This window comes from Streptomyces sp. NC-S4, from assembly GCF_054353315.1.
The window spans coordinates 3,937,902-3,957,134 of record NZ_CM135937.1 but is presented as its reverse complement, the minus strand read 5'-3'; the positions used below and the strand labels follow the sequence as shown (position 1 = coordinate 3,957,134).

Below are 19,233 nucleotides of genomic sequence, written 5' to 3'. Positions count from 1 at the left end.
GTCAGCGGGTGTGGGCGGGGGCGAGTTCGAGGGCGGCGCGCAGATGGCCCTGCGAGGCGGCGAGCAGCTCGGCGGCCGTCGGGCCGTCGACCCCGCCGAGGACGACGAGTACGGCGTTCTTCACCTCGCCGCCGGTGGCGGTCAGGGCGGCCTCGATCTCCGCGTCGGGCGCGCCGGTGGCCAGCGCCACGATGCGGCGGGCGCGGGCGCGCAGCTTCTCGTTCGTCGAGCGCATGTCGACCATCAGGTTCCCGTACGTCTTGCCGAGACGGATCATCGTGATGGTCGAGATGAGGTTGAGGACGAGCTTCTGCGCGGTGCCGGCCTTCAGACGGGTGGATCCGGTGAGGAGTTCGGGTCCGACGACGACCTCGATGCCGTGGTCGGCGGCGGCGGCGAGGGCGGATCCGGCGTTGCAGGACAGCCCGACGGTGAGTGCGCCGCGGGTACGGGCGGACTCGACGGCGCCGATCGCGTACGGGGTGCGGCCGGAGGCGGAGATGCCGACGACCGTGTCGAGCGGCCCGATCCCCAGAGCGGCGAGGTCCTCGGCGGCCAGTTCCTTCGAGTCCTCGGCGCCTTCGACGGCCTTGACCATGGCGGACGGGCCGCCCGCGATCAGGCCGACGACGTCGGCCGGGTCGGTGTTGAAGGTGGGCGGGCACTCGCTGGCGTCCAGGACGCCCATCCGGCCGGCGGTGCCGGCACCCGCGTAGACCAGCCGCCCGCCCCGGGCCATCCGATCGGCGATGGCGTCGACGGCGGCGGCGATCCGCGGGAGCTGGGCGGCGACGGCGGCCGGGACGGTGGCGTCCTCGGCGTTCATGGTCCGGGCGATGTCGAGGGTGGACAGCCGGTCGATCTCGGCGAGGTCCGGGCGGAAGGCCTCGGTGGTGAGGGTGTCGAGCTGTGCGCGGAGTTCTCGGTACGCGGTCATCGGGCGCTCTCCGGTGGACGGTGGGGTGGCGGGTGGTGCGCGGGCTGAGGCGTAAGATCGGGGCTCCGCCCCGGCCCCGCTCCTCAATCGCCGGAGGGGCTGGACCGGGCGGCGCCGGGTTTGCCGTCGTGGCGGTGGGTGAGGGCTTCGTAGGAGGCGGCGAGGGCGGGGGCGGCGGTCTCGTAGGTCTGCTGGGCGACGCCGACGAAGAGGCAGTCGACGACGAGCAGCTGACTGGTCCGGCTGGACATGGCGGCCGGGCGCAGCTGGGTCTCGCGGGCGGCGGAGGTGGCCAGGACGAGGTCGGCGCAGTGGGTGACGGGGCTGTTGGGGCGGCCGGTGAGGGCGAGGGTGGTGGCTCCGCGCTCGAAGGCGACGCGCAGCGGTTCGATCACGTCGCCGGTGGTGCCGGAGTGGGTGATCGCGACGGCGACGTCGCCGGGGCGGAGCTGGACGGCGCCCGTGACGGCCAGGTGGGGGTCGCTGTGGGCGTGGGCGAGGAGGCCGATGCGCAGCAGCTTCTGGGCGAGGTCCTGGCCGACGAGGGCGGAGGCGCCGATGCCGTAGATGTCGATGCGGCGGGCGGTGGCGAGCGCGGTGACGGCGGCGGCGAGCTGGGTGAGGTCGAGGGCGGCGGCGGTGTCGGTGAGGGTCTGCGCCTCCTCGTGGGCCAGCTTGGCGACGACGTCCGCGAGCGGGTCGTCGACGGCTATGTCGACGGTGACGGCGGGGGCGGCGCCGGACTCCTGCTGGGCGGCGAGCGCGGCGAGCGCGAGGCGCAGGTCGCGGTAGCCGGGGTAGCCCAGGAGGCGGGCGGTGCGGACGACGGTGGCCTCGCTGGTGCCGGTGCGTTCGGCTAGGGCGGAGACGGTGAGCCGGGAGCAGGCGGCGGGGTCGGCGGCGACGGCGTCGGCGACGGCCTGCACGGAGCGGGTCATGGAGGGGCCGAGGCTGCGGATCCTGGCCCGGAGGGCGTGGGGCGGGGGAGCCGGGGCGGGGCTTTCGCCGGGACCTGCGGCGGGTGCGGACGGTCGGCTGGCGGTTTCCTTCGCGTTCTGTCTCACTCCTGAAATTTATTTTCAGGGCAAGGTCCGGTCAATACGCCATTGGGCCTGCGGAAAGAGGGCCTTCATCGCCGGGCCCTCGCGGGTCCACAATGGGCGCATGGACCACGCGACCCCCCTGGAGCAGGCGCTGCACGTCGCCCGCGCCCTCGTTCTCGCCGACCTCGCCGCCGGCGAGGTCGCCGATGCCGATGTCGTCTCCCTCGTCGAGGACTCGGTCACGCACCGCCGGTGGTGGGTGGAGCAGTGGCCGGAGGGTGTCGACTACCTCGCCGGACTCGTCGCCCAGGACGTGAAGGACGCGCTGCTGGAGAAGTACGGACGATGGCCGCTGTGCCCGGTCTGCAACCACGGGGACCCGCACGCGCTGGACGTGGAGCCGGAGCTGGGACCCGACCCGCACTGGGTGTGCTCGGAGGCGGGTGTGAAGGTGGCCGCGATCGGCGGCCTGGGCCCGGTCCTCGGCCGCCGGTGAGCCGCACGTGACCGTCTACATCGACCCGCCGACCTGGCCGGGTCACGGCCGCATGTGGTCGCACCTGGTCAGCGACGTTTCGTACGAGGAGCTGCACGCCTTCGCGGCGGCCATCGGCTGCCCGCCGCGCGCCTTCGAGCGGGACCACTACGACGTGCCCTCGTACCGGTACGCGGACGCGGTCGGCGCCGGCGCGGTGGAGATCGGCAGCAAGGAACTCGTGCGCCGCCTCACCGAGGCCGGCCTGCGCCGCCCGAAGGGCCGGCCGGCGCTCTAGGAGCTCGGCGTCGGGGCCGGGGTCGGCTCCGGGACGGTGTTGGGCTGGGCCGCCGGCGGGAGCTCCCAGACGTGGTCCGGGGTCACGATCTTCGTGACCGTGTTGGCGATGAGGGAGCTCAGGTTGCTGAACTTCCCGTCGACGTCGGTGTTCACCACGATCACCATGGTGGCGCGGGCCTGCGGGAGCCGGACGGCGATCGTCTCGTAGCCGGGCAGCTCGCCGTTGTGGCCGATCCAGCCGTCGAGCTCGGCGATGCCGAGCCCGTAGCCGATGTCGGGGTGTCCGGTGGGCAGCATGCGCACCCGCTGGGCCTGGGTGGCGGGCTCCAGCAGGCGGTCGCCGTCGGGAAGTTTGCCGGTGACCAGGGTCGGGACCCAGGAGTGCAGGTCGTCCATGGTGGAGATCATCGCGCCGGCCGCCCAGGCCCAGGACGGGTTCCAGGTGGAGGCGTCCACGGTGGCGCCGTTCGGGGTGAAGTCCGTGTAGCCGTGCACGTACGGGGAGGCGATCTCCGCGCCGGTCGGCAGCGAGGTCGCGTCCAGGCCGGCCGGTTCGAGGACGTGCTGCTGCAGGTAGGTGTGCAGGGGCTGCCCGCCGGCCTTCTCGACGAGCAGGCCGAGCACGACGGTGTTGGTGTTGGAGTACTCCCAGCGCGTGCCCGGCGGGAAGTTCGCGGGATGCCGGAAGGCGGTGTCCAGCAGCTCCTGCGGGGTCCAGGCGCGGTGCGGGTCGGCCTTGTAGGCGGCCAGCAGGCGCGGGTCCTCGGTGTAGTTGTAGAGGCCGCTGCGCATGTCGGCGAGCTGCCGGACGGTGATCCTGTCGCCGCCGGGCACGCCGTCGAGGTACGTCGAGATCGGCGCGTCGAGCCGTACCTTCCCCTCGTCGACGAGCCGGAGGACCGCGGTGACGGTGAAGGTCTTGGTGACGCTGCCGATGCGGGTGTGCATGTCGGTTTTGATGGGGGCACCGGTGGCCTTGTCGGAGGTGCCGAAGGCGCGCACGTAGGGGTCTTCGCCGTCGATCCACACGCCGACGCCCACCCCGGGGATGCCGGCCTTGCGCACGGCCGCGGTGATCGCGTCGTCGAGCTGCTCGGCGGTCACCGGGTCGATGTCGACCCGGCCGGGCGGGGCGGCCGCCGGGGCCTGGCCCGCGCAGAGCGCGGTGAGCAGCAGGGAGGCGGCGGCCAAGACGGTGGGCGTGCGGTACCGGCCCATGGAGGATCACCTCTGACGGCACGTCCCCGAGCGGTCAGCTGCTCCCCGAGCGGACTTTCCCATCGTAGGAACCCGGGTCCGGGGCGGCGACCGGGCCGGGGACCGGTGCCGGGGGCCGGCCGCTCGCCGGCCGGGCGGGGAGCTGGACCCGGACGTCGACCGGCGGGGGGCCGTAGTCGCCGCCCACCGGGAGGGCGGGGCCGCTGGGGCCGGGCCGGGCCCGGCAGTCCTGCTGCCCGTACCGGCCGCGGCCATCGGGCCGCACCGCCCGACCTGCGGAAATCGCTCGGGCACCGGCGTCCGCCCGGTGGGACTCCGGTGGCAGGGACGATCCCAGGATCCAAAACACGGGAGAGAAAGCACCACACCCAACCCCACCCCCTCCCGCCCATGGAGGCACGCTCACTCGCCTGGGTGAAAAATGCCAACTTGGCTGGCTTCGGGGAGGGTTGCCTGATCTACGCTCAGCGCGACGCACCACATCACCGCTGACATACGTCGGCCCCCGCCGGGACTGCAATCCCAGTGCGGGGGCCTGACCACCGAGGAAGTAGACGCCTTCCTGATGGATACCCAGAACAGTAGCGCGCGCCCGCACGCCCAGTCCCGCAACGACGGGGAAAACCACCCCTCCCGGCGAACCCGTGCCCGCACCCGGTCCGGCGGCGTCATCCACGACAACACCCGCCACACCGCCCGCTTCACGGTGATCGGCAACCACCTCGCCCAGCACGCCGAGCTGTCGCTGCTGGCCATCGGCCTGGCCGTGCACATCCAGTCCCTGCCCGGCGGGGCGCTCATCGACATCCGGACCCTGGCCGCCCGCTTCCCCGAGGGGAAGACCCGGATCGCCGCCGCCCTGCGCGAGCTGGAGGCCCACGGCTATCTGCGCCGCACCTGCGAACGCACCAGCGGCGGCCGCGTCGTCACCCGCACGGTCTCCTGCAACCAGCCGGGCCGGTCCGGCGCCACGGACGAGCCGCGAACGAAGCCCCGGCGCACCGCCCGCCGGGAGGGCGAGCCGACGCGCCGCGCCCTGCCCGCGGTGCCGCAGCCCGCGTACCGTGCCCCCGACCTCCTCCGGTCCGCCGTCGAGGTCCTCGCGGGCCTGCGCCGCGGGGATCCGCGCCTGCTGCTCTCCGTCACCGAGGTCGAGCACCTCGCCCCCGGGGTCGCGGCCTGGCTGGAGCGCGACCTGCCTCCGAGCGCCGTGCACCACGCCCTGACCGCCGACCTGCCTGCGCAGCCCCTGTACCGCCCGGCCGCCCTCGTGGCCCACCGCCTCACGGCCCAGCTCCCGCCCATGCCGCCGTTCCGCGTCACGGCGGACCCGGCGGACCCGGCCGACCCGGCGGACCCGGCGGTCGTCAGGAACCACCCGCTCCAGAACTGCGTCCTCTGCGACCACGCCTTCCGCGGCCCGGAGCGGGGGGCGATCTGCAATGACTGCCGCAGAGCTATGCGCTGACGGGGGCCGTGGCGGGGGTGGGAGTGCTACCGGTGACCACACGGGTCGCGCGCGGCGGCGTACGGCGGTCCAGGCGCAGGGCGAGGACGGTGAGGGCGATCGCGGTGACGGTCATGGCGGCGCCCGCCCAGGCGGTGGCGGCGAAGCCCAGGCCGGCGTCGATGACGGTGCCGCCGAGCCAGGGGCCACCGGTGTTGCCGAGGTTGAAGGCGGCCGTGGTGGTGGCGCCGGCCAGGGTCGGGGCGGCGCCGGCCACGTTGAACATGCGGGCGTTGAGCGCCGGGGCGGTGAAGAACGCCGAGAAGCCGAGCAGGAAGGCCAGGGCGACCGCCGCGGCGGCGGCGCCGGCCAGCAGGGCGAGCGCGACGAGGAAGACGGTGGAGGCGGTGATGCCCCAGATCATCACGCCGAACAGGTGCGCGTCGGCGACCCGGCCGCCGACGGTGGTCCCGGCCAGCGCGCCGATGCCGAAGAGGCCGAGGATCCAGGGGACCCAGCGCGAGTCCAGCCCGGCCACGTCCGTGAGCAGCGGCGAGAGGTAGCTGAAGGCGCAGAAGACGCCGCCCGCGGCCAGTGCGGTGATGCCGATGGAGAGCCACACCTGGCGGTCGCGGTAGATGCGCAGCTCGCGCCCGAGCGAGGGCCGCTCGGCGGGCAGCGGGATCCTGGGGATCAGCGCCAGGATGCCGGCGAGGGCGACCGCGGAGGCGGCGGCGACCGACCAGAAGGCGGAGCGCCAGCCCAGGTGCTCGCCGAGGAAGGCGCCGGCCGGGACGCCGAGGACGTTGGCGATCGACAGGCCGCCGATCATGACGGCCATCGCGCGGGCCCGCTGGTCCTGGTCGACCATGGCGATGGCGACGGCCGCGCCCACGGCCCAGAAGCCGGCGCAGGCGAACGCGGAGACCACGCGGGAGGCGAAGAGGAGCTCGTACGTGGGGGCCAGCGCACCCGCGACCTGCCCGAGGCCGAAGAGGCTGATGAGGGCGATGAGCGTGGTGCGGCGGGGGAGCCGCAGGGTGGCCACGGCCAGCAGCGGGGCGCCCACGACCATGCCGATCGCGAAGGCGGATATGAGCAGGCCCGCCTGCGGGATGGTCACGCCCATGTCCTCGGCGATGGGTGGCAGCAGTCCGGAGAGCATGAATTCGCTGGTGCCGAGCGCGAAGACGGACAGGCCGAGGACGTAGACGGCGACGGGCATGCGGGGGCGTGCGGTTGCTGCGGGCATGACTGTCACCAACCGGTGCGAACGCGATCGAATTCCCTACGGGACGAGAGCGGCGAGCTCGGCGGCGAGGTTGGCGCGGGCCGGGGCCTCCCAGTGCGCGGCCCCGTACGGCGTGCGGAAGAGCCGCGGCAGGCCGAGCAGCTGGCGCAGTACGGCGGCGCGGCCGGTGCGGAAGGCGTCGTCGGGCACGAAGCCGTACTCGGCGCGGACGGCGGCCGCGTACGCGGCGTAGGCGTCGGGCTCCCCGGCCAGGACGGCCAGGTCGGCGTCGCAGAGGGCCTCGCCGTCGGTGTCGCCGGGGGCGGGGTCGTGGGTGACGGTGAGCCGGACGAGGCGGGCGACCTCGGCGGTGCGCGCGGGGTCGATGCCCAGCTCGGGGAGGGCGCGCTCGGCGAGGGCGGCGCTGCGCTCCTCGTTCTCGGACCGGTCGGGGCGGTAGACGGCGTCGTGGAACCAGGCGGCGAGCCGGACGGCGGCCGGATCGGCGGCGTGCGGGGCGAGCACGTCGATCCGCGCGAGTACGTCGGCCAGGTGCGCGGTGGTGTGGTAGCGGCGCTGCGGTTCCGCCCAGGCGGCGAGGAGGCGGTCGGCGTAGGGCGCGGGATCGCGGTCGGCGGGGGCGCCGGCGGCGGTGACGGCCGCGTGCCAGCGGGCCCGCAGGTCGGCGGTGTCCGGGTGGGTGTCGCTGCGCTGGGTGCCTGTGTCCATGGGCACATTGTGGGGTGGCGTGATTGTGCTGGTGAAGGGCGGGCGGGGGCCCGTATTCTGAATATTGGACTAGACCTCTAGTGGGTTTTCCTGAGTTTCCCGAGCTTTCCGAAGAAGGATGGGATCGAATGAGCAACCGTGCGCTCCTGGAGGTGATCGCCCTCGACGTGGAGGACGCGGTCGCGGCCCAGGCCGGTGGGGCGGACCGACTCGAACTGGTCACCGACATGGCCGCCGACGGGCTCACCCCGCCGCGCGAGACCTTCGCGGCGATCAGGGCGGCGGTCGACATCCCGCTGCGCGTGATGCTCCGCGCGTCGGACGGCTTCGCGGCCGGCGACGTCCCCGCCCTGGCCCGGGCGGCACGGGAACTGCGGGCGGAGGGCGCGCAGGAGTTCGTCCTCGGCTTCCTGGACGCCGACGGCGCCCCCGACCTGGCCGCGGTCGAGGCGGTCGTCGCGGAGCTGGACGGCTGCCGCTGGACCTTCCACCGGGCGATCGACCGCGCGGCGGACCGGGACCAGCTGCGCAAGGCGCTGGCCGACGCGCCGGGGCTGGACACGTACCTGACGGCGGGCTCGGCGACGGGGGTGGAGGCCGGGGTACCGGTGCTGCTGGCGGAGGCGGCGCGGGGCGGTGAGCCGGGGTACGGGGCGCGGATCCTGGTGGGCGGCGGGCTGACGCTCGCGCACCTGCCGGTGCTGCGCGCGGGCGGGATCGACGCCTTCCACATCGGCGGCGCGGCCCGTCCCTCCGGGTGGAGCGGCCCGGTCTCGGCGGCGGCCGTCGCCGAGTGGCGGGCCGTACTGGACTGACGGGGGCTCCGCCCCCGGACCCCCGCTCCTCAAACGCCGGAGGGGCTGGAAAGTCAGCCTCGCCGGCGTTTGAGGCGCGGGGTCCGGGGCGGAGCCCCGGGACGCGGACCCGCAGGTCAGGACAGCAGTGCCTCCGGCAGGGCCGCGGCGTGCAGCACGGAGAGGCCCGAGACGGCTCGGGTGAGGCAGACGTACAGGCGGCGGAGCCCCGTCCGCTCGTCCGGCTCGCCGTCCACGATCGCCGCGGGCTCGTCGAGGACCACGTAGTCGTACTCCAGACCCTTCGCCAGCGACGCCGGGACGAGGGTCAGCCGCGACTGCGCGGTGGTCTCCTCGCCGGGAGACAGGTACGGCAGGCCCGCCGCCAGCAGGGCCTCCGCCAGCACCGAGATCCGCGCGTCCGCCGCGATCAGGCCGATCGACCCCTCGTGCGCGAGCGACTCGCGGCAGGACGCCACGACCGCCGCCGTGAGGTCCGAGGCCTCCGAGACCTCCTCGACCCGCAGCGATCCCGGCGTCTCGCGGACGGACGAGACCGGGGTCAGGCCCGGGGAGATCGACGGCAGCAGCCGGGAGGCGTACGCGATCACCTCGCGCGGCACGCGGAAGCCCGCCGTCAGTTCCTCCAGCGCCGCCTGCGGCTTGCCCAGGTGCGCGAGGGCCTCGTCCCAGCTGCGCGTGGCCCACGGCGTGGTGCCCTGCGCGAGGTCGCCGAGGACCGTCGCCGAGCCGGTGGTGCAGCGCCGTCCCACCGCCCGGTACTGCATCGGCGACAGGTCCTGCGCCTCGTCGAGCACCACGTGGCCCAGCGAATGCGTGCGTTCCACCAGGTCGGCCGCCTCGTCGATCAGGACCAGGTCGGCCGCCGACCACTTCGCCGACTTCACGCTGCGGAACGGCTTCGGCCACAGCAGGAGCTTCTGCTCGTCCTCGGTGAGCAGGTCCGCCGCGTGCAGGGCGAGGAACTCGGGGTCGGACAGCAGGCGCAGGACCAGCTTCGCCGGTTCGACGGCCGGCCAGATCTCCTTGACCGCCGCCTTCACCGCCGCGCTGCGGGCCACCGCGTCCTGCACCCGGTCGTCCGGGGCCTCGCCCGCCTGCTCCATCCGTACGAGCACCGCGTGCGCGATGCGCTGCGGCAGGGCCTCGCGGGCCGCGCCGTAGCGGATGTCGCGCTTCTGCAGCTCCTCGACCATCTCCTCCAGCTCGTACGCGGGCACCCGCCAGCGGCGCGAGCCGCGGACCACCATCAGCGGCTCCGTGGGGCGGGTGACGTGCGAGCGGACGGCGCGGCCCAGCACCTCCGCCATGCGGGCGTCGCCCTTGACCACGGCGGTTTCGGCGGCGTCCGTGCCGCGTACCTCCAGGCCGGGGCGGGCGACGAGGTCGTCGACGGTGGCCTGCTTGACCTCCAGCTCGCCCAGGGCCGGCAGGACCTGCTCGATGTAGTGCAGGAAGGAACGGTTCGGCCCGATGACGAGCGTGCCCGTGCGGGCCAGGCGGTCGCGGTGCGCGTAGAGGAGGTACGCGACCCGGTGCAGGCCGACGGCGGTCTTTCCGGTGCCGGGGCCGCCCTGCACGCAGACGGAGCCGGAGAGGCCGGAGCGGACGAGCTGGTCCTGCTCGGGCTGGATCGTGGCGACGATGTCCCGCATCGGGCCCACGCGCGGGCGCTCGATCTCCTGCTGGAGCAGCTTGCTGACCGTGGCCGCCTCGCCGGGGTCGGACAGGTGCTCGTCCTCGTACGCCGTCAGCTCGCCGCCGGTGTACCCGAAGCGCCTGCGCAGCGCGATGTCCTGCGGGTCGGTCTTGGAGGCCCGGTAGAACGGCTGGGAGACGGGCGCGCGCCAGTCGATGACCATCGGGTCGCCGTCGGCGTCGTGGACGTGGCGGCGGCCGATGTAGAACTGCTCGCCGTCCGCGCCCTCGGCGAGCTCCGCGCCGGGGGCGTGCAGGTAGTTGAGGCGGCCGAAGAACAGCGGGGTGTGGGCGAGGTCGGCGAGGGCTTTGATGCGGTCGTCGATCTGGGCCTGGAGGACGATCGCGTTGACCCAGTTCGCGGTGACGTCGCGGATGTCGAGGGACTCGACGTCCTCGCGCATGGCGCGCAGGGCGGAACGCGCGGCGGCGAGGTGGGCCCGCTCGCGGCCCAGCGGGTCGCCGGGCGCGGACGGGTCGGCGTGCGTGGTCTCGGGGGCGTGCGCGGGCACGGAACTGCCTCCAGCTGGTGGATGCGGAACAGATGGCCCGCCGGTTTCCGGCCGGAGGGCGGCTCTCCCCGATGAGGCGGTGGGAGGCGGCAAGAGCGGAGATTCTAGCCAGCTGGGCGGTGCGGCGCGAACGAATATCGGCGGCGGGGGATCAGGGGATTGGGGGGATCAGGGGTTTGGGGGGATCAGGGGGTCAGGGGATCTGGAGGGAGTCGAGGAGCTGCTGGTGCATCGCTCGCAGGTCCTTCTCGTCCTTCTCGGGGCCGTAGGTCAGGGCCATGACGAGATGGTCGTCGTCGGAGATGAAGCGGATGGAGCCGACCGCAGTCCCGTCGGCGCCTTCGCCGGAGAGGTCCGCATCGAGGGCCGGGTGCCCGTCCACCGTCGTCTTGCGGACGTTCTCGCTGGTCAGGGTCCCGCCGCCGGTCAGGCCGTACGCGTCGATGAAGCCCTTGAGGGCGTCTTCGAGCGGGATCCGGTCACCCGGCATGTCGTAGACGGCGAAGCCGGTGGCTCCGTCCGGGGTCTCCACCCCGTACACGCGGGTGTCGACGGAGTCGCCCTCCATGGGGATGGCACCCATGCGGACCTCGGCCTTTCCGGGAAGCTCGGCCGTGATGCCGCTGGGGGGATCGGTGGTCTTCACCGGGCCCTGGGCGGGTGGGGTGGACGGCGGGGTGGGCGTGGGCGTGGGGGCGGCAGCGACGGCCGCGGCGGGTGCCGCGGCGGGTGCCGCCGGGGCGGCGGATGCGGGGGCGGACGGCAGCAGCCCGGCCGTGACCAGGGCTGTCGATGCGGAGAGCAGCGCGAGGCGCCGCGTCCGGGAACAGTGGGTCATGCGGATCACTCCCATGGCGTGGTCGCCGGTACCGCGGACCTTCCCAGAGTCCGTCCCGACGGGTCCCCGTGCATCCGGACGGGTGTCGTACCCCGGAGTGTCAGACCTTGGTATCCACCCCTAGGGGTGCGCATGCGACGGGAGGAGGACCCCGGGGGCTGTGAGGTTCCCTCCCGGGAGCGATGTGCGACGCGGCGCGAAAACGCACCATGGACACATGAGCCCCGCAACCTTCTCCTCGATCCAGGGCGGCCGTCCTAGCGGCGCCGACTCCGACTCCCTTCCGCGCACCGGCCTCGGCGGCATGCTGCGCGCCGTCAAGATCTTCGCGGCGACCGCCGTGAGCGTCGTCGTGCTCGGTGAATACACCGAGGACGCGGGCGTCATACGCCACTGACCTCGGGCCCCGCCCAGCACCCGTACTGATCCACTAGGGTCACGCGGGTGACTTGGAGTCCCGTTCCCAGCCGCTCACCGTCGTCCCTCGCCGGTGTGCTGCTGACCGGCTCGCTGCTGCTGCTCGGCGTGCTCTGCATCGCCCTGCGCATTCCGGTGGCCGACGCCCTCGTCCAGGGTCTCTCCGCCGCCGAGTGGGGGCCGACCGCCACGTATCCGCCGTTCGCGGCGATCCTGTTCACCCCCGCCGCGTGGCTGCCGAGCGGCGCGCTGAAGGCCGTCCTCGTCCTCGGCAACGCCGGCCTGCTCGCCCTGCTGATCACCCTGTCCTGCCGCCTCGCGGGACTCCGGTCCCGGCCCGGGCCGGTGCTCGCCGCCACCATCGCCGGGCTGTGGCTGCAGCCGCTGTTCCAGGCGCCGCTGGCCGGGCTGATCAACCTGGCTCTCGCCTGCCTGGTCCTGTGGGACCTCGGCAGGCCGCGCTCCGCGCTCGGCAAGGGCTTCGCGCTGGGCGTGGCCGCCGGGATCACCCTCGCCCCGGCGGCCATCACCGCGTACCTCCTGCTGACCCGCCGCGTCCGCGCCGGGCTCACCGCGCTGGCGGCCTCGGCCGGGACCGTCCTGCTCGGGCTGGTGGTCCTGCCGGAAGCCTCCGCCGAGTTCTGGACCCGGCACCTGGCGGACGCGGCCCGGGTCCTCGTGCTGGACTGGCCGCCGCTGTGGGTCTGGTGCGCTCCCTTACTCGCCGTCCTGACCGCCCGCGCGTGCCGGAGTCAGTCGCTCGCCAGCAGCTCGTCGGCGTCCATGATCCGGTAGGCGTACCCCTGCTCGGCGAGGAACCGCTGACGGTGCGCCGCGAAGTCCTGGTCGATCGTGTCGCGCGCGACGACCGAGTAGAACCGCGCCTCGTGGCCGTCCGCCTTCGGCCGCAGCACGCGGCCCAGGCGCTGGGCCTCCTCCTGGCGGGAGCCGAAGGTGCCCGACACCTGGATGGCGACGGTGGCCTCCGGCAGGTCGATGGAGAAGTTCGCGACCTTCGAGACGACCAGCACGCTGATCTCGCCCTCGCGGAAGGCGTCGAAGAGCTTCTCGCGCTGCGCGTTGGAGGTCTCGCCCTTGATGACGGGGGCGTCCAGGTGCTCGCCCAGTTCGTCGAGCTGGTCGATGTACTGCCCGATGACGAGGGTCTGCTCACCGCGGTGCTTGGCCACCAGCGCCTCGGTGACCTTGCGCTTCGTCGCCGTCGTCGCGCAGAAGCGGTACTTCTCCTCCGTCTCGGCCGTCGCGTACGCGAGCCGCTCCGACTCCGTCAGATTGACCCGGACCTCCACGCAGTCGGCGGGCGCGATGTAGCCCTGCGCCTCGATCTCCTTCCACGGGGCGTCGAACCGCTTCGGCCCGATGAGGGAGAAGACGTCCGACTCCCGCCCGTCCTCGCGCACCAGTGTCGCGGTCAGGCCGAGCCGGCGCCGCGCCTGGAGGTCGGCGGTGAACTTGAAGACCGGCGCGGGCAGCAGGTGCACCTCGTCGTAGACGATCAGGCCCCAGTCCCGGGAGTCGAAGAGCTCCAGGTGCGGGTAGACGCCCTTCCGCTTCGTCGTCAGGACCTGGTAGGTGGCGATGGTGACGGGCCGGATCTCCTTGCGGGTGCCGGAGTACTCGCCGATCTCGTCCTCCGTCAGCGACGTCCGCTTGACCAGCTCGTGCTTCCACTGGCGGGCCGAGACGGTGTTCGTCACCAGGATCAGCGTCGTCGCCTTGGCCATCGCCATGGCCCCGGCGCCGACCAGCGTCTTGCCGGCGCCGCAGGGCAGGACGACCACACCGGAGCCGCCGTGCCAGAAGCCCTCGACGGCCTGCTGCTGGTACGGCCGCAGCGCCCAGCCGTCCTCGGCCAGGTCGATCGGGTGCGCCTCGCCGTCCACGTAACCGGCGAGGTCCTCGGCGGGCCAGCCCAGCTTGAGGAGCGTCTGCTTGATCTGCCCGCGCTCGGAGGGGTGCACGGCCACGGTGTCGGCGTCGAGCCGCGCACCGACGAGCGGGGCGATCTTCTTGGACCGCAGGATCTCCTCCAGCACCGGCCGGTCGGTGCTGGTCAGCACCAGTCCGTGCACGGGGTGCTTGGTGAGGGTCAGGCGGCCGTAGCGCGCCATGGTCTCGGCGACGTCGACGAGGAGCGCGTGCGGGACGGGGTAGCGGGAGTACTCGACGAGCGCGTCGACGACCTGCTCGGCGTCATGGCCGGCTGCCCGGGCGTTCCACAGTCCGAGCGGGGTGATCCGGTAGGTGTGGATGTGCTCGGGGGCCCGCTCCAGCTCGGCGAAGGGGGCGATGGCACGCCGGGCGGCTCCGGCGAGCTCGTGGTCGACTTCGAGAAGGAGGGTTTTGTCGCTCTGGACGATGAGTGGACCATTCACGCGCGGCGCCCCGTTTCATTCAGGTCAAACCTCCAGTGTGCCGTACGGCGCGGAAGCTGGGAACAAGGCGCTTCGGCGGCCGGTCAGCCGGTCAGGCCGTCCAGCAGCAGGGCGAGACCGCCGGTGAACTGCGCGAGCACGTGGCCGACCTGCCCTTCGCCGTCGTCGCGGACCCCCGCAAGCGGCTGTACGCGGAGTTCGGCGTCGAGTCGTCCTACCGCGCCCTGCTGGCCGCGCGCGCCTGGCGGGCGATCGCCGCCGGCACGCTCGACATCCTGCGCGGCCGGGCGAAGCCGCCGACGCCGGGCCAGGACGGCGGGCGGCTCGGACTGCCGGCGGACTTCCTGATCGCGCCCGACGGACGTGTCCTGGCCGCCGGTTACGGGGTGCACGCGGACGACCGGTGGCCGGTGGAAAAGCTGCTGACCCTGGCGGGGCAGGCACGTACCGTCCTGGCATGAGCCATGATCAGCAGCCCTTCGTGCCCGCCGACTTCGCGGTACCGCGGACCCTCGTCGCCGACGGCTTCCGGCTGGAGCCGCTCGGTGCCGAGCACAACGAGCGCGACCTCGCCGCCTGGACCGGGAGCATCGCGCACATCAGGGCGACCCCCGGATTCGTGGGGCGGGGCTGGCCGCCGGTGGCGGGGATGACCGCCGAGGAGAACCTGGCCGACCTGGTCCGGCACGCGCGGGAGTTCGAGGAGCGCGTCGCCTTCGCCTACAGCCTCCTGGAAGGCGAAGGCGAAGGCGAAGGCGACGGCGGCGGCGGCGAGGTGATCGGCTGCCTGTACGTCCACGGCTCCCGGGAAGCCCCCGGCCGGGTCGCGGTCAGCCACTGGGTGCGCGCCGACCGGGCCGCGCTGGACGCCCGGGTCCACGAGCGGATCACCCGCTGGCTCCACGAGGCGTGGCCCTTCGATGCCGGGCGGATCGACTACGCCCCCAGATGAGACCGGTGTTCGCCGGTGGCCGCGCCGACCGGCCGCATCAGCTGCGCCGCTGCCACCAGCGACGCTTCGGCGCGGCGGACCGAGGCTCCACGGCGGTGGCGGGGGCATCGCCGCGCCGGTCGGGGGCGAGGGCGAGGGGCCCCTTGCCGGGGGTGCGTTCGCACGTTCCAGGGCCGAACGGGTAGACGCCGAGGTCCCACGGGCCGGGCGGCGACGTCGCTCCCGGGGCGTCACCGGCGGGCGTTCTAGGGTGCCTCATGACGCAAGCAAGCTGGGACCGCACGCTGCTCGGCACCCCCTCGGCTCCCGCCACCACCGTCACCCACGACACCGGCCTGCTCCTGCTCCGGCTCGTCGTCGGCCTCAGCATGGCCGGCCACGGCACGATGAAGCTCTTCGGCTGGTTCGGCGGCCCGGGCCTCACCGCGACCGGCAAGGGCTTCACGATGGCCGGCTACCCCGCCGGGGACGCCATGGCCGTCATCGCCGGTCTCGCCGAGACCCTGGGCGGCCTCGGCCTCGCCCTCGGCCTGCTCACCCCGCTCGCCGGAGCGGCCCTGACCGGCACCTTCATCAACATCCTCGACGTCCGGGGCCTGAGCGCCTACTTCCCGCCCAAGGGCGTGGAACTCGAAGTGGTGCTGTTCGCCGCGATCGTCGCCCTCACCCTCACCGGGCCGGGCCGCTTCTCCGTCGACCACCACCTTCCGGTGCTGCGCGAGAACCGGCCGCGTTACTCCCTGCTCGCCCTGCTGCTGGGCGCCGTCGTGGGATTCGTCGTCCTGCTCGTCCGCGACTGAACCGCCCCGCCACGCCCCCGGCTACGCCCCCAGGTGGGGCAGCGGAGCCGCCGGGTACGGGGTCTCCACGGGCAGCAGGGCGCGCGCCGCCGCCTCGTCCCCGGCCCCGAGCAGGCCGCGGATCTCACGGGCCAGCCCGGTCACGTCGCGGATGGCGACCGTCCACTCGTCGGCGTACGCCCGCGACGCCGGACCGGACAGGCCCAGCTGCAGCGAGCGGTACGGCAGCGGATTCAGCCTCAGGTCCCGCTCCGGGTCCCACTGGACCCGGGCCGGGGCCCCGAGCAGTGCCTTCTTCCAGGCAGCCTGGTCCCCGTGCACACCCGGCACGTAGTGCGACAGGCAGGAGTCGCGCAGCGCCCGGTCGAAGCCCTCGCGGGTGATCTCGACCGCCAGCACCGTCTCCTGGTCGGTCTTGGTCGCCCAGCCGCAGCGGTACATCATCCACAGGAACGACGGCTTGATCCACGTCATCCGCTCGCGCTTCCAGGCGGGCGGGAAGCGGCCGTCACGGGCGGCCGGCACCCCGAGCGCGGGGGAGTAGGCCTGGTACACCGTGATCGTGGTGTCGGTGTGCGCCGCCCGGATCTGGCGGTTCGGTACATCGTCGGACATGCGCTCAGGATGGCGGCTCGTCATCCCGACGGCCATCGGGTTTCGGCGCCGGCGCGGACCGCGAGCCGCCCCAGGACGGCCGCGTCTCCGTGTAGCAGCCGGACTCGTACTTCAGCACCAGGTACGCCTCGTGGTCGGCCGCCGAGTCGCGGATCGACAGCTCGAAGGTGAACTGCCCGCCGTCCGCCGTCCGCAGATCCAGCACCCCGCCCGTGTAACCCCGCTGCAGATGCACCTCGACCACCTGGTCGAGCTCGAACACCACACCCTGCACCGTGACCGTCCGCCCCACCGGAACCCCTCCGCCCTACACCTGGTCGTCCGCCAGTTCCGCGACACCGGTGATCCGGTGCAGCGCGTACGTCCGTACCTCGTCCGCCGTGTGGTCGTACCCCGTGACGAAGCCGCCCTCCACCCGGACCGGCGCGATGACCCGCTGGCTCGCCGCGCCCTCCGCGTTCACGTACCCGATCCACACCGCCGACCCGGTCAGCGCGGCCGCCTGCACCGTCGCGAGGGTCTCCGCCGCGCTCGTGCGCGGCAGTTCGCCCGGCACCCCGGTCCCGGCGGCGGAGGACGTCGCGGGCTCCTTGCGCACCGCCGTCGCCGCCACGTCGCCCGCGCGGATCGCCCGCACCGCGGCCGCGAGCAGCGTCGCGTCCGGCACCGGCGGACCCTCCGGCACCGGTACGGGTGCCGAACGGGCCGGGGTGCGGTGGGCGTCGGCCCGTGCCACCAGCACGTCGCCGGTACGGGACTCCGCGGCCGGCGCGTAGCCCATCGCCCGCAACCCCTCCAGCAGGACGGTCGGATCCGCCTGCGCCGCCAGCACCGTCGGCGCGAGGCGGCGCAGCCCCAGCCCGGCCGAGCGCTTGTCGGCCAGGATCTCGCCCAGCATCGCGTCGTCGTCGCAGCGCACGTACGAGGAGGCCGCGCCGACCCGCAGGTGTCCGTGCCGGCGGGCCACGTCGTCGATCAGATAGGCCAGCGGCTGCGGCACCGGGGTACGGCTGTGCTCCTTGAGGAAGGCGTGCAGGTCGGCCGCGGCATGGCCGGCGTCCAGGGCCCGGCGCACCGAGCCCGGCGTGAACCGGTACACCGTCGCCCCGCCCTTCGACTCCACGTCCGCGAGTACGGCCAGGGTGTCGCCCAGCGGGCGGCGCAGCGGTCCCGGGGCCACCGCCGTCAGGTCGGCCTGGAGCAGCACGTGGTCCACCGGCTCCGGCAGCAGCGGAGCCAGCAGCGGCGCCGGGTCGCGGTGCTCCAGCAGGGCCCGGCCGGGCCCGGACAGGGCGCCCCGGCCGGTCACGCCGAGGACCTCCGCCTCCGCCAGCGCCCAGTGCGCGAGCCGGGCCCGCAGATCGCTCGCCCCGCGTACGGGACGCTCCCACGCGAGCCGGGCCAGCAGGGACTCCGGATCGGGCGAGGCACCCTCGGGCAGCTCCCCGAGGAGCTCCAGCACGCGCCGGCGCACCTCGGGCGCGGCGGAGCGGTCGAGTTCGGGGCCGAGCGCGGACAGCGTGCGCCCCTTGGCGTCCTGCTCGCCGACCAGCGGGGCCGTGCGGGTGGCCGGCAGCCAGGCCGTCGCGAGCCGCGACCAGCGCTCGGCGGGCGGCAGTTCGAGCCAGTCGTCGAAGGCCGGGGTGGGCGCGTACCGCTCGTCCGCCTCCCCGTCGCTGGCCAGCAGACCGGCCGCGTAGGCCAGTTCGGCCCAGAAGGCCGCCTGCTGCTCGGTCGTGTCCAGCGCGGCCGCGGCCCGCTTGAGGTCCCGTACGGAGAGCCCGCCCGCCCGCAGCACCGGCGGACCGGCGTGCTCCCAGGACTTCACCAGTTCCTCGACGGTGGCCAGCGCGGCCAGCGCCTGCCCGGCGGCGTTCGCGTCCACAAGCTGTGGACGGTGCTCGCGGTGCGCGGGCACCGGCGGGGCCACCGGCGCGGTGTCCCGGTGCGCGAGCCCGCCGCGCAGGTGCAGCGCCACCTCGCGGGGCAGTACGACGGTCCGCGCCGTCGCGGGCAGCAGCAGCCCCCGGTCGCGCAGCCAGCGCACCGGCGGCGTCGGGTTCGGGGTGACCTCCCCGTACGGCGGCCCCCACACGAGCCGCCCCAGCACCTGGTGGGCCTCCGCCGGAGCCTCGTCCAGCAGTGCCGACATCCGCACCGGGTCGGTGAACAGCCCGGTCAGCGCGGTCACCGCGGACACCGGGTCGTGGGTGGCGGGCAGCCCGACGGCCGCCACGATCTCCTGCACCCGGGTCGGCGACATCCCGGCCGTGGCCTCAGCGACGGTCGGCCCCAGCCCGGTCGGGGAGGGCCGGGAGGCCGAGGGGGCGAGCAGCTCGCGCGCGGTGCGGACCAGCCGGAGCCGCTCCTCGTCGCCCCACACCAGGGCCTGGTCGCGCAGGGTGGCCAGGGCGCCGGGGAGCGCGGCGCGGGCCCGTTCGTCCTCGCCGCCCGTCAGCAGCCCCTCCAGGACCGGGTACGGGCACGGGTCCGGGCCCACCGCGAGGGCCTCGGCGGTCTGCAGGGCGAACCGGTCCAGCCGGTCCAGGGCGCGCACCACCGACGCCCGGGTCCCGGCCCGGGTGGCCAGCTGCGTCACGTCGCCGGGCACCGGCCCCAGCAGGTCCGGGCGGGCGCGCAACAGGGCCGCGAGCGCCACGTCGTCACGGGCGCGCAGCGCCTCGGCGAGTGAGCGCGGGGAGCTTCCCGCCGGGCTCCCGCCGGCGGATCCCGCCGCAGTGCTTGCCTCGGGCACAGTCGCCTCCTGGTCGCGTCGGCCGGTCAGTCGGCCGGTCCCCATCCGGTCAACG

The 19,233-nt window shown here is 74.2% G+C and carries 21 protein-coding genes; 9 read left to right on the top strand and 12 right to left on the bottom strand.

Annotated features, from left to right (window positions below; genetic code table 11):
- Position 1: 1 nt before the first annotated feature.
- Both murQ and ACXNSR_RS17365 read right to left on the bottom strand, forming a co-directional pair.
- Entirely contained in the window at positions 2–937 is a 936-nt protein-coding gene (gene murQ, locus ACXNSR_RS17370; protein ID WP_458642910.1) for an N-acetylmuramic acid 6-phosphate etherase, read from the bottom strand.
- Between the two features lie 83 nt (positions 938–1,020).
- Positions 1,021–1,875, bottom strand: a complete 855-nt coding sequence (locus tag ACXNSR_RS17365; RefSeq protein WP_458642909.1) for a MurR/RpiR family transcriptional regulator — start codon at positions 1,873–1,875, stop codon at positions 1,021–1,023.
- Between the two features lie 226 nt (positions 1,876–2,101).
- Between ACXNSR_RS17365 and ACXNSR_RS17360 the strand changes: the two genes are divergently transcribed.
- Both ACXNSR_RS17360 and ACXNSR_RS17355 read left to right on the top strand, forming a co-directional pair.
- On the top strand, positions 2,102–2,476 hold the full coding sequence (locus ACXNSR_RS17360; RefSeq protein ID WP_397736934.1) for a hypothetical protein: 375 nt from the start codon (positions 2,102–2,104) through the stop codon (positions 2,474–2,476).
- A gap of 7 nt (positions 2,477–2,483) precedes the next feature.
- Complete coding sequence (locus ACXNSR_RS17355) at positions 2,484–2,753, top strand: DUF4031 domain-containing protein (RefSeq protein ID WP_458642908.1); 270 nt, start codon at positions 2,484–2,486, stop codon at positions 2,751–2,753.
- On the opposite strand, the gene ACXNSR_RS17350 is transcribed toward ACXNSR_RS17355, so the two are convergent.
- Positions 2,750–3,973, bottom strand: a complete 1,224-nt coding sequence (locus ACXNSR_RS17350; RefSeq protein ID WP_458642907.1) for a serine hydrolase domain-containing protein — start codon at positions 3,971–3,973, stop codon at positions 2,750–2,752. The two genes, ACXNSR_RS17355 and ACXNSR_RS17350, sit on opposite strands and share 4 nt — an antisense overlap.
- 565 nt (positions 3,974–4,538) lie before the next feature.
- On the opposite strand from ACXNSR_RS17350, the gene ACXNSR_RS17345 reads away from it, so the two are divergent.
- The gene (locus ACXNSR_RS17345; protein WP_458642906.1) at positions 4,539–5,441 is read left to right on the top strand and encodes a helix-turn-helix domain-containing protein; all 903 of its coding nucleotides are present in this window, start codon (positions 4,539–4,541) and stop codon (positions 5,439–5,441) included.
- Here ACXNSR_RS17345 and ACXNSR_RS17340 read toward each other — a convergent pair.
- Entirely contained in the window at positions 5,431–6,645 is a 1,215-nt protein-coding gene (locus tag ACXNSR_RS17340; protein ID WP_458643330.1) for a Cmx/CmrA family chloramphenicol efflux MFS transporter, read from the bottom strand. The two genes, ACXNSR_RS17345 and ACXNSR_RS17340, sit on opposite strands and share 11 nt — an antisense overlap.
- Before the next feature lie 63 nt (positions 6,646–6,708).
- Positions 6,709–7,380 carry an HD domain-containing protein gene (locus tag ACXNSR_RS17335; protein ID WP_458642905.1) on the bottom strand — a complete coding sequence of 224 codons (672 nt, stop codon included), beginning with the start codon at positions 7,378–7,380 and terminating at the stop codon, positions 6,709–6,711.
- A gap of 128 nt (positions 7,381–7,508) precedes the next feature.
- Between ACXNSR_RS17335 and ACXNSR_RS17330 the strand changes: the two genes are divergently transcribed.
- On the top strand, positions 7,509–8,195 hold the full coding sequence (locus tag ACXNSR_RS17330) for a copper homeostasis protein CutC (protein WP_458642904.1): 687 nt from the start codon (positions 7,509–7,511) through the stop codon (positions 8,193–8,195).
- A gap of 116 nt (positions 8,196–8,311) precedes the next feature.
- On the opposite strand, the gene ACXNSR_RS17325 is transcribed toward ACXNSR_RS17330, so the two are convergent.
- On the bottom strand, positions 8,312–10,297 hold the full coding sequence (locus tag ACXNSR_RS17325; protein ID WP_458643329.1) for a HelD family protein: 1,986 nt from the start codon (positions 10,295–10,297) through the stop codon (positions 8,312–8,314).
- Between the two features lie 301 nt (positions 10,298–10,598).
- Positions 10,599–11,243 (bottom strand): hypothetical protein, encoded by a 645-nt coding sequence (locus ACXNSR_RS17320; protein ID WP_458642903.1) that lies wholly within the window; start codon positions 11,241–11,243, stop codon positions 10,599–10,601.
- Positions 11,244–11,460: 217 nt separating this feature from the next.
- On the opposite strand from ACXNSR_RS17320, the gene ACXNSR_RS17315 reads away from it, so the two are divergent.
- Both ACXNSR_RS17315 and ACXNSR_RS17310 read left to right on the top strand, forming a co-directional pair.
- On the top strand, positions 11,461–11,640 hold the full coding sequence (locus ACXNSR_RS17315; protein ID WP_458642902.1) for a hypothetical protein: 180 nt from the start codon (positions 11,461–11,463) through the stop codon (positions 11,638–11,640).
- 47 nt (positions 11,641–11,687) lie between these two features.
- Complete coding sequence (locus ACXNSR_RS17310) at positions 11,688–12,455, top strand: glycosyltransferase 87 family protein (protein ID WP_458642901.1); 768 nt, start codon at positions 11,688–11,690, stop codon at positions 12,453–12,455.
- On the opposite strand, the gene ACXNSR_RS17305 is transcribed toward ACXNSR_RS17310, so the two are convergent.
- On the bottom strand, positions 12,413–14,056 hold the full coding sequence (locus ACXNSR_RS17305) for a DNA repair helicase XPB (RefSeq protein WP_458642900.1): 1,644 nt from the start codon (positions 14,054–14,056) through the stop codon (positions 12,413–12,415). The genes ACXNSR_RS17310 and ACXNSR_RS17305 overlap by 43 nt on opposite strands.
- Positions 14,057–14,091: 35 nt before the next feature.
- On the opposite strand from ACXNSR_RS17305, the gene ACXNSR_RS17300 reads away from it, so the two are divergent.
- Both ACXNSR_RS17300 and ACXNSR_RS17295 read left to right on the top strand, forming a co-directional pair.
- Positions 14,092–14,517: a thioredoxin domain-containing protein gene (locus ACXNSR_RS17300; protein ID WP_458642899.1), complete on the top strand. Its 426-nt coding sequence runs from the start codon at positions 14,092–14,094 to the stop codon at positions 14,515–14,517.
- Positions 14,514–15,008, top strand: a complete 495-nt coding sequence (locus tag ACXNSR_RS17295; protein WP_458642898.1) for an N-acetyltransferase — start codon at positions 14,514–14,516, stop codon at positions 15,006–15,008. The genes ACXNSR_RS17300 and ACXNSR_RS17295 overlap by 4 nt, the downstream gene beginning before the upstream one ends.
- A gap of 37 nt (positions 15,009–15,045) precedes the next feature.
- Here ACXNSR_RS17295 and ACXNSR_RS17290 read toward each other — a convergent pair whose 3' ends face one another.
- Positions 15,046–15,267 carry a hypothetical protein gene (locus tag ACXNSR_RS17290; protein WP_458642897.1) on the bottom strand — a complete coding sequence of 74 codons (222 nt, stop codon included), beginning with the start codon at positions 15,265–15,267 and terminating at the stop codon, positions 15,046–15,048.
- Here ACXNSR_RS17290 and ACXNSR_RS17285 point away from each other — a divergent pair.
- The gene (locus tag ACXNSR_RS17285) at positions 15,266–15,808 is read left to right on the top strand and encodes a DoxX family protein (protein ID WP_458642896.1); all 543 of its coding nucleotides are present in this window, start codon (positions 15,266–15,268) and stop codon (positions 15,806–15,808) included. The two genes, ACXNSR_RS17290 and ACXNSR_RS17285, sit on opposite strands and share 2 nt — an antisense overlap.
- Before the next feature lie 21 nt (positions 15,809–15,829).
- Here the strand turns inward: ACXNSR_RS17285 and ACXNSR_RS17280 are convergent, their stop codons facing one another.
- From ACXNSR_RS17280 to ACXNSR_RS17270, 3 genes are read right to left on the bottom strand one after another with little or no spacing between them, the layout of a single operon-like run.
- The gene (locus ACXNSR_RS17280) at positions 15,830–16,423 is read right to left on the bottom strand and encodes a DUF4291 domain-containing protein (protein WP_458642895.1); all 594 of its coding nucleotides are present in this window, start codon (positions 16,421–16,423) and stop codon (positions 15,830–15,832) included.
- 4 nt (positions 16,424–16,427) lie between these two features.
- Positions 16,428–16,715 carry a hypothetical protein gene (locus ACXNSR_RS17275; RefSeq protein ID WP_458642894.1) on the bottom strand — a complete coding sequence of 96 codons (288 nt, stop codon included), beginning with the start codon at positions 16,713–16,715 and terminating at the stop codon, positions 16,428–16,430.
- A 15-nt stretch (positions 16,716–16,730) separates the two neighbouring features.
- Complete coding sequence (locus ACXNSR_RS17270; RefSeq protein WP_458642893.1) at positions 16,731–19,223, bottom strand: helicase-associated domain-containing protein; 2,493 nt, start codon at positions 19,221–19,223, stop codon at positions 16,731–16,733.
- Between the last annotated feature and the right edge of the window lie 10 nt (positions 19,224–19,233).

What these genes read in the sequence shown, in the direction of transcription:
- ACXNSR_RS17340 (WP_458643330.1), bottom strand. Translation starts at nt 6,645, where the DNA reads ATGCCCGTCGCCGTCTACGTCCTCGGCCTGTCCGTCTTCGCGCTCGGC.
- murQ (WP_458642910.1), bottom strand. Translation starts at nt 937, where the DNA reads ATGACCGCGTACCGAGAACTCCGCGCACAGCTCGACACCCTCACCACC.
- ACXNSR_RS17325 (WP_458643329.1), bottom strand. Translation starts at nt 10,297, where the DNA reads ATGCGCGAGGACGTCGAGTCCCTCGACATCCGCGACGTCACCGCGAAC.
- ACXNSR_RS17270 (WP_458642893.1), bottom strand. Translation starts at nt 19,223, where the DNA reads ATGGGGACCGGCCGACTGACCGGCCGACGCGACCAGGAGGCGACTGTG.
- ACXNSR_RS17365 (WP_458642909.1), bottom strand. Translation starts at nt 1,875, where the DNA reads ATGACCCGCTCCGTGCAGGCCGTCGCCGACGCCGTCGCCGCCGACCCC.
- ACXNSR_RS17295 (WP_458642898.1), top strand. Translation starts at nt 14,514, where the DNA reads ATGAGCCATGATCAGCAGCCCTTCGTGCCCGCCGACTTCGCGGTACCG.
- ACXNSR_RS17330 (WP_458642904.1), top strand. Translation starts at nt 7,509, where the DNA reads ATGAGCAACCGTGCGCTCCTGGAGGTGATCGCCCTCGACGTGGAGGAC.
- ACXNSR_RS17280 (WP_458642895.1), bottom strand. Translation starts at nt 16,423, where the DNA reads ATGTCCGACGATGTACCGAACCGCCAGATCCGGGCGGCGCACACCGAC.
- ACXNSR_RS17315 (WP_458642902.1), top strand. Translation starts at nt 11,461, where the DNA reads ATGAGCCCCGCAACCTTCTCCTCGATCCAGGGCGGCCGTCCTAGCGGC.
- ACXNSR_RS17360 (WP_397736934.1), top strand. Translation starts at nt 2,102, where the DNA reads ATGGACCACGCGACCCCCCTGGAGCAGGCGCTGCACGTCGCCCGCGCC.
- ACXNSR_RS17320 (WP_458642903.1), bottom strand. Translation starts at nt 11,243, where the DNA reads ATGACCCACTGTTCCCGGACGCGGCGCCTCGCGCTGCTCTCCGCATCG.
- ACXNSR_RS17345 (WP_458642906.1), top strand. Translation starts at nt 4,539, where the DNA reads ATGGATACCCAGAACAGTAGCGCGCGCCCGCACGCCCAGTCCCGCAAC.
- ACXNSR_RS17350 (WP_458642907.1), bottom strand. Translation starts at nt 3,973, where the DNA reads ATGGGCCGGTACCGCACGCCCACCGTCTTGGCCGCCGCCTCCCTGCTG.
- ACXNSR_RS17335 (WP_458642905.1), bottom strand. Translation starts at nt 7,380, where the DNA reads ATGGACACAGGCACCCAGCGCAGCGACACCCACCCGGACACCGCCGAC.
- ACXNSR_RS17290 (WP_458642897.1), bottom strand. Translation starts at nt 15,267, where the DNA reads ATGAGGCACCCTAGAACGCCCGCCGGTGACGCCCCGGGAGCGACGTCG.
- ACXNSR_RS17285 (WP_458642896.1), top strand. Translation starts at nt 15,266, where the DNA reads ATGACGCAAGCAAGCTGGGACCGCACGCTGCTCGGCACCCCCTCGGCT.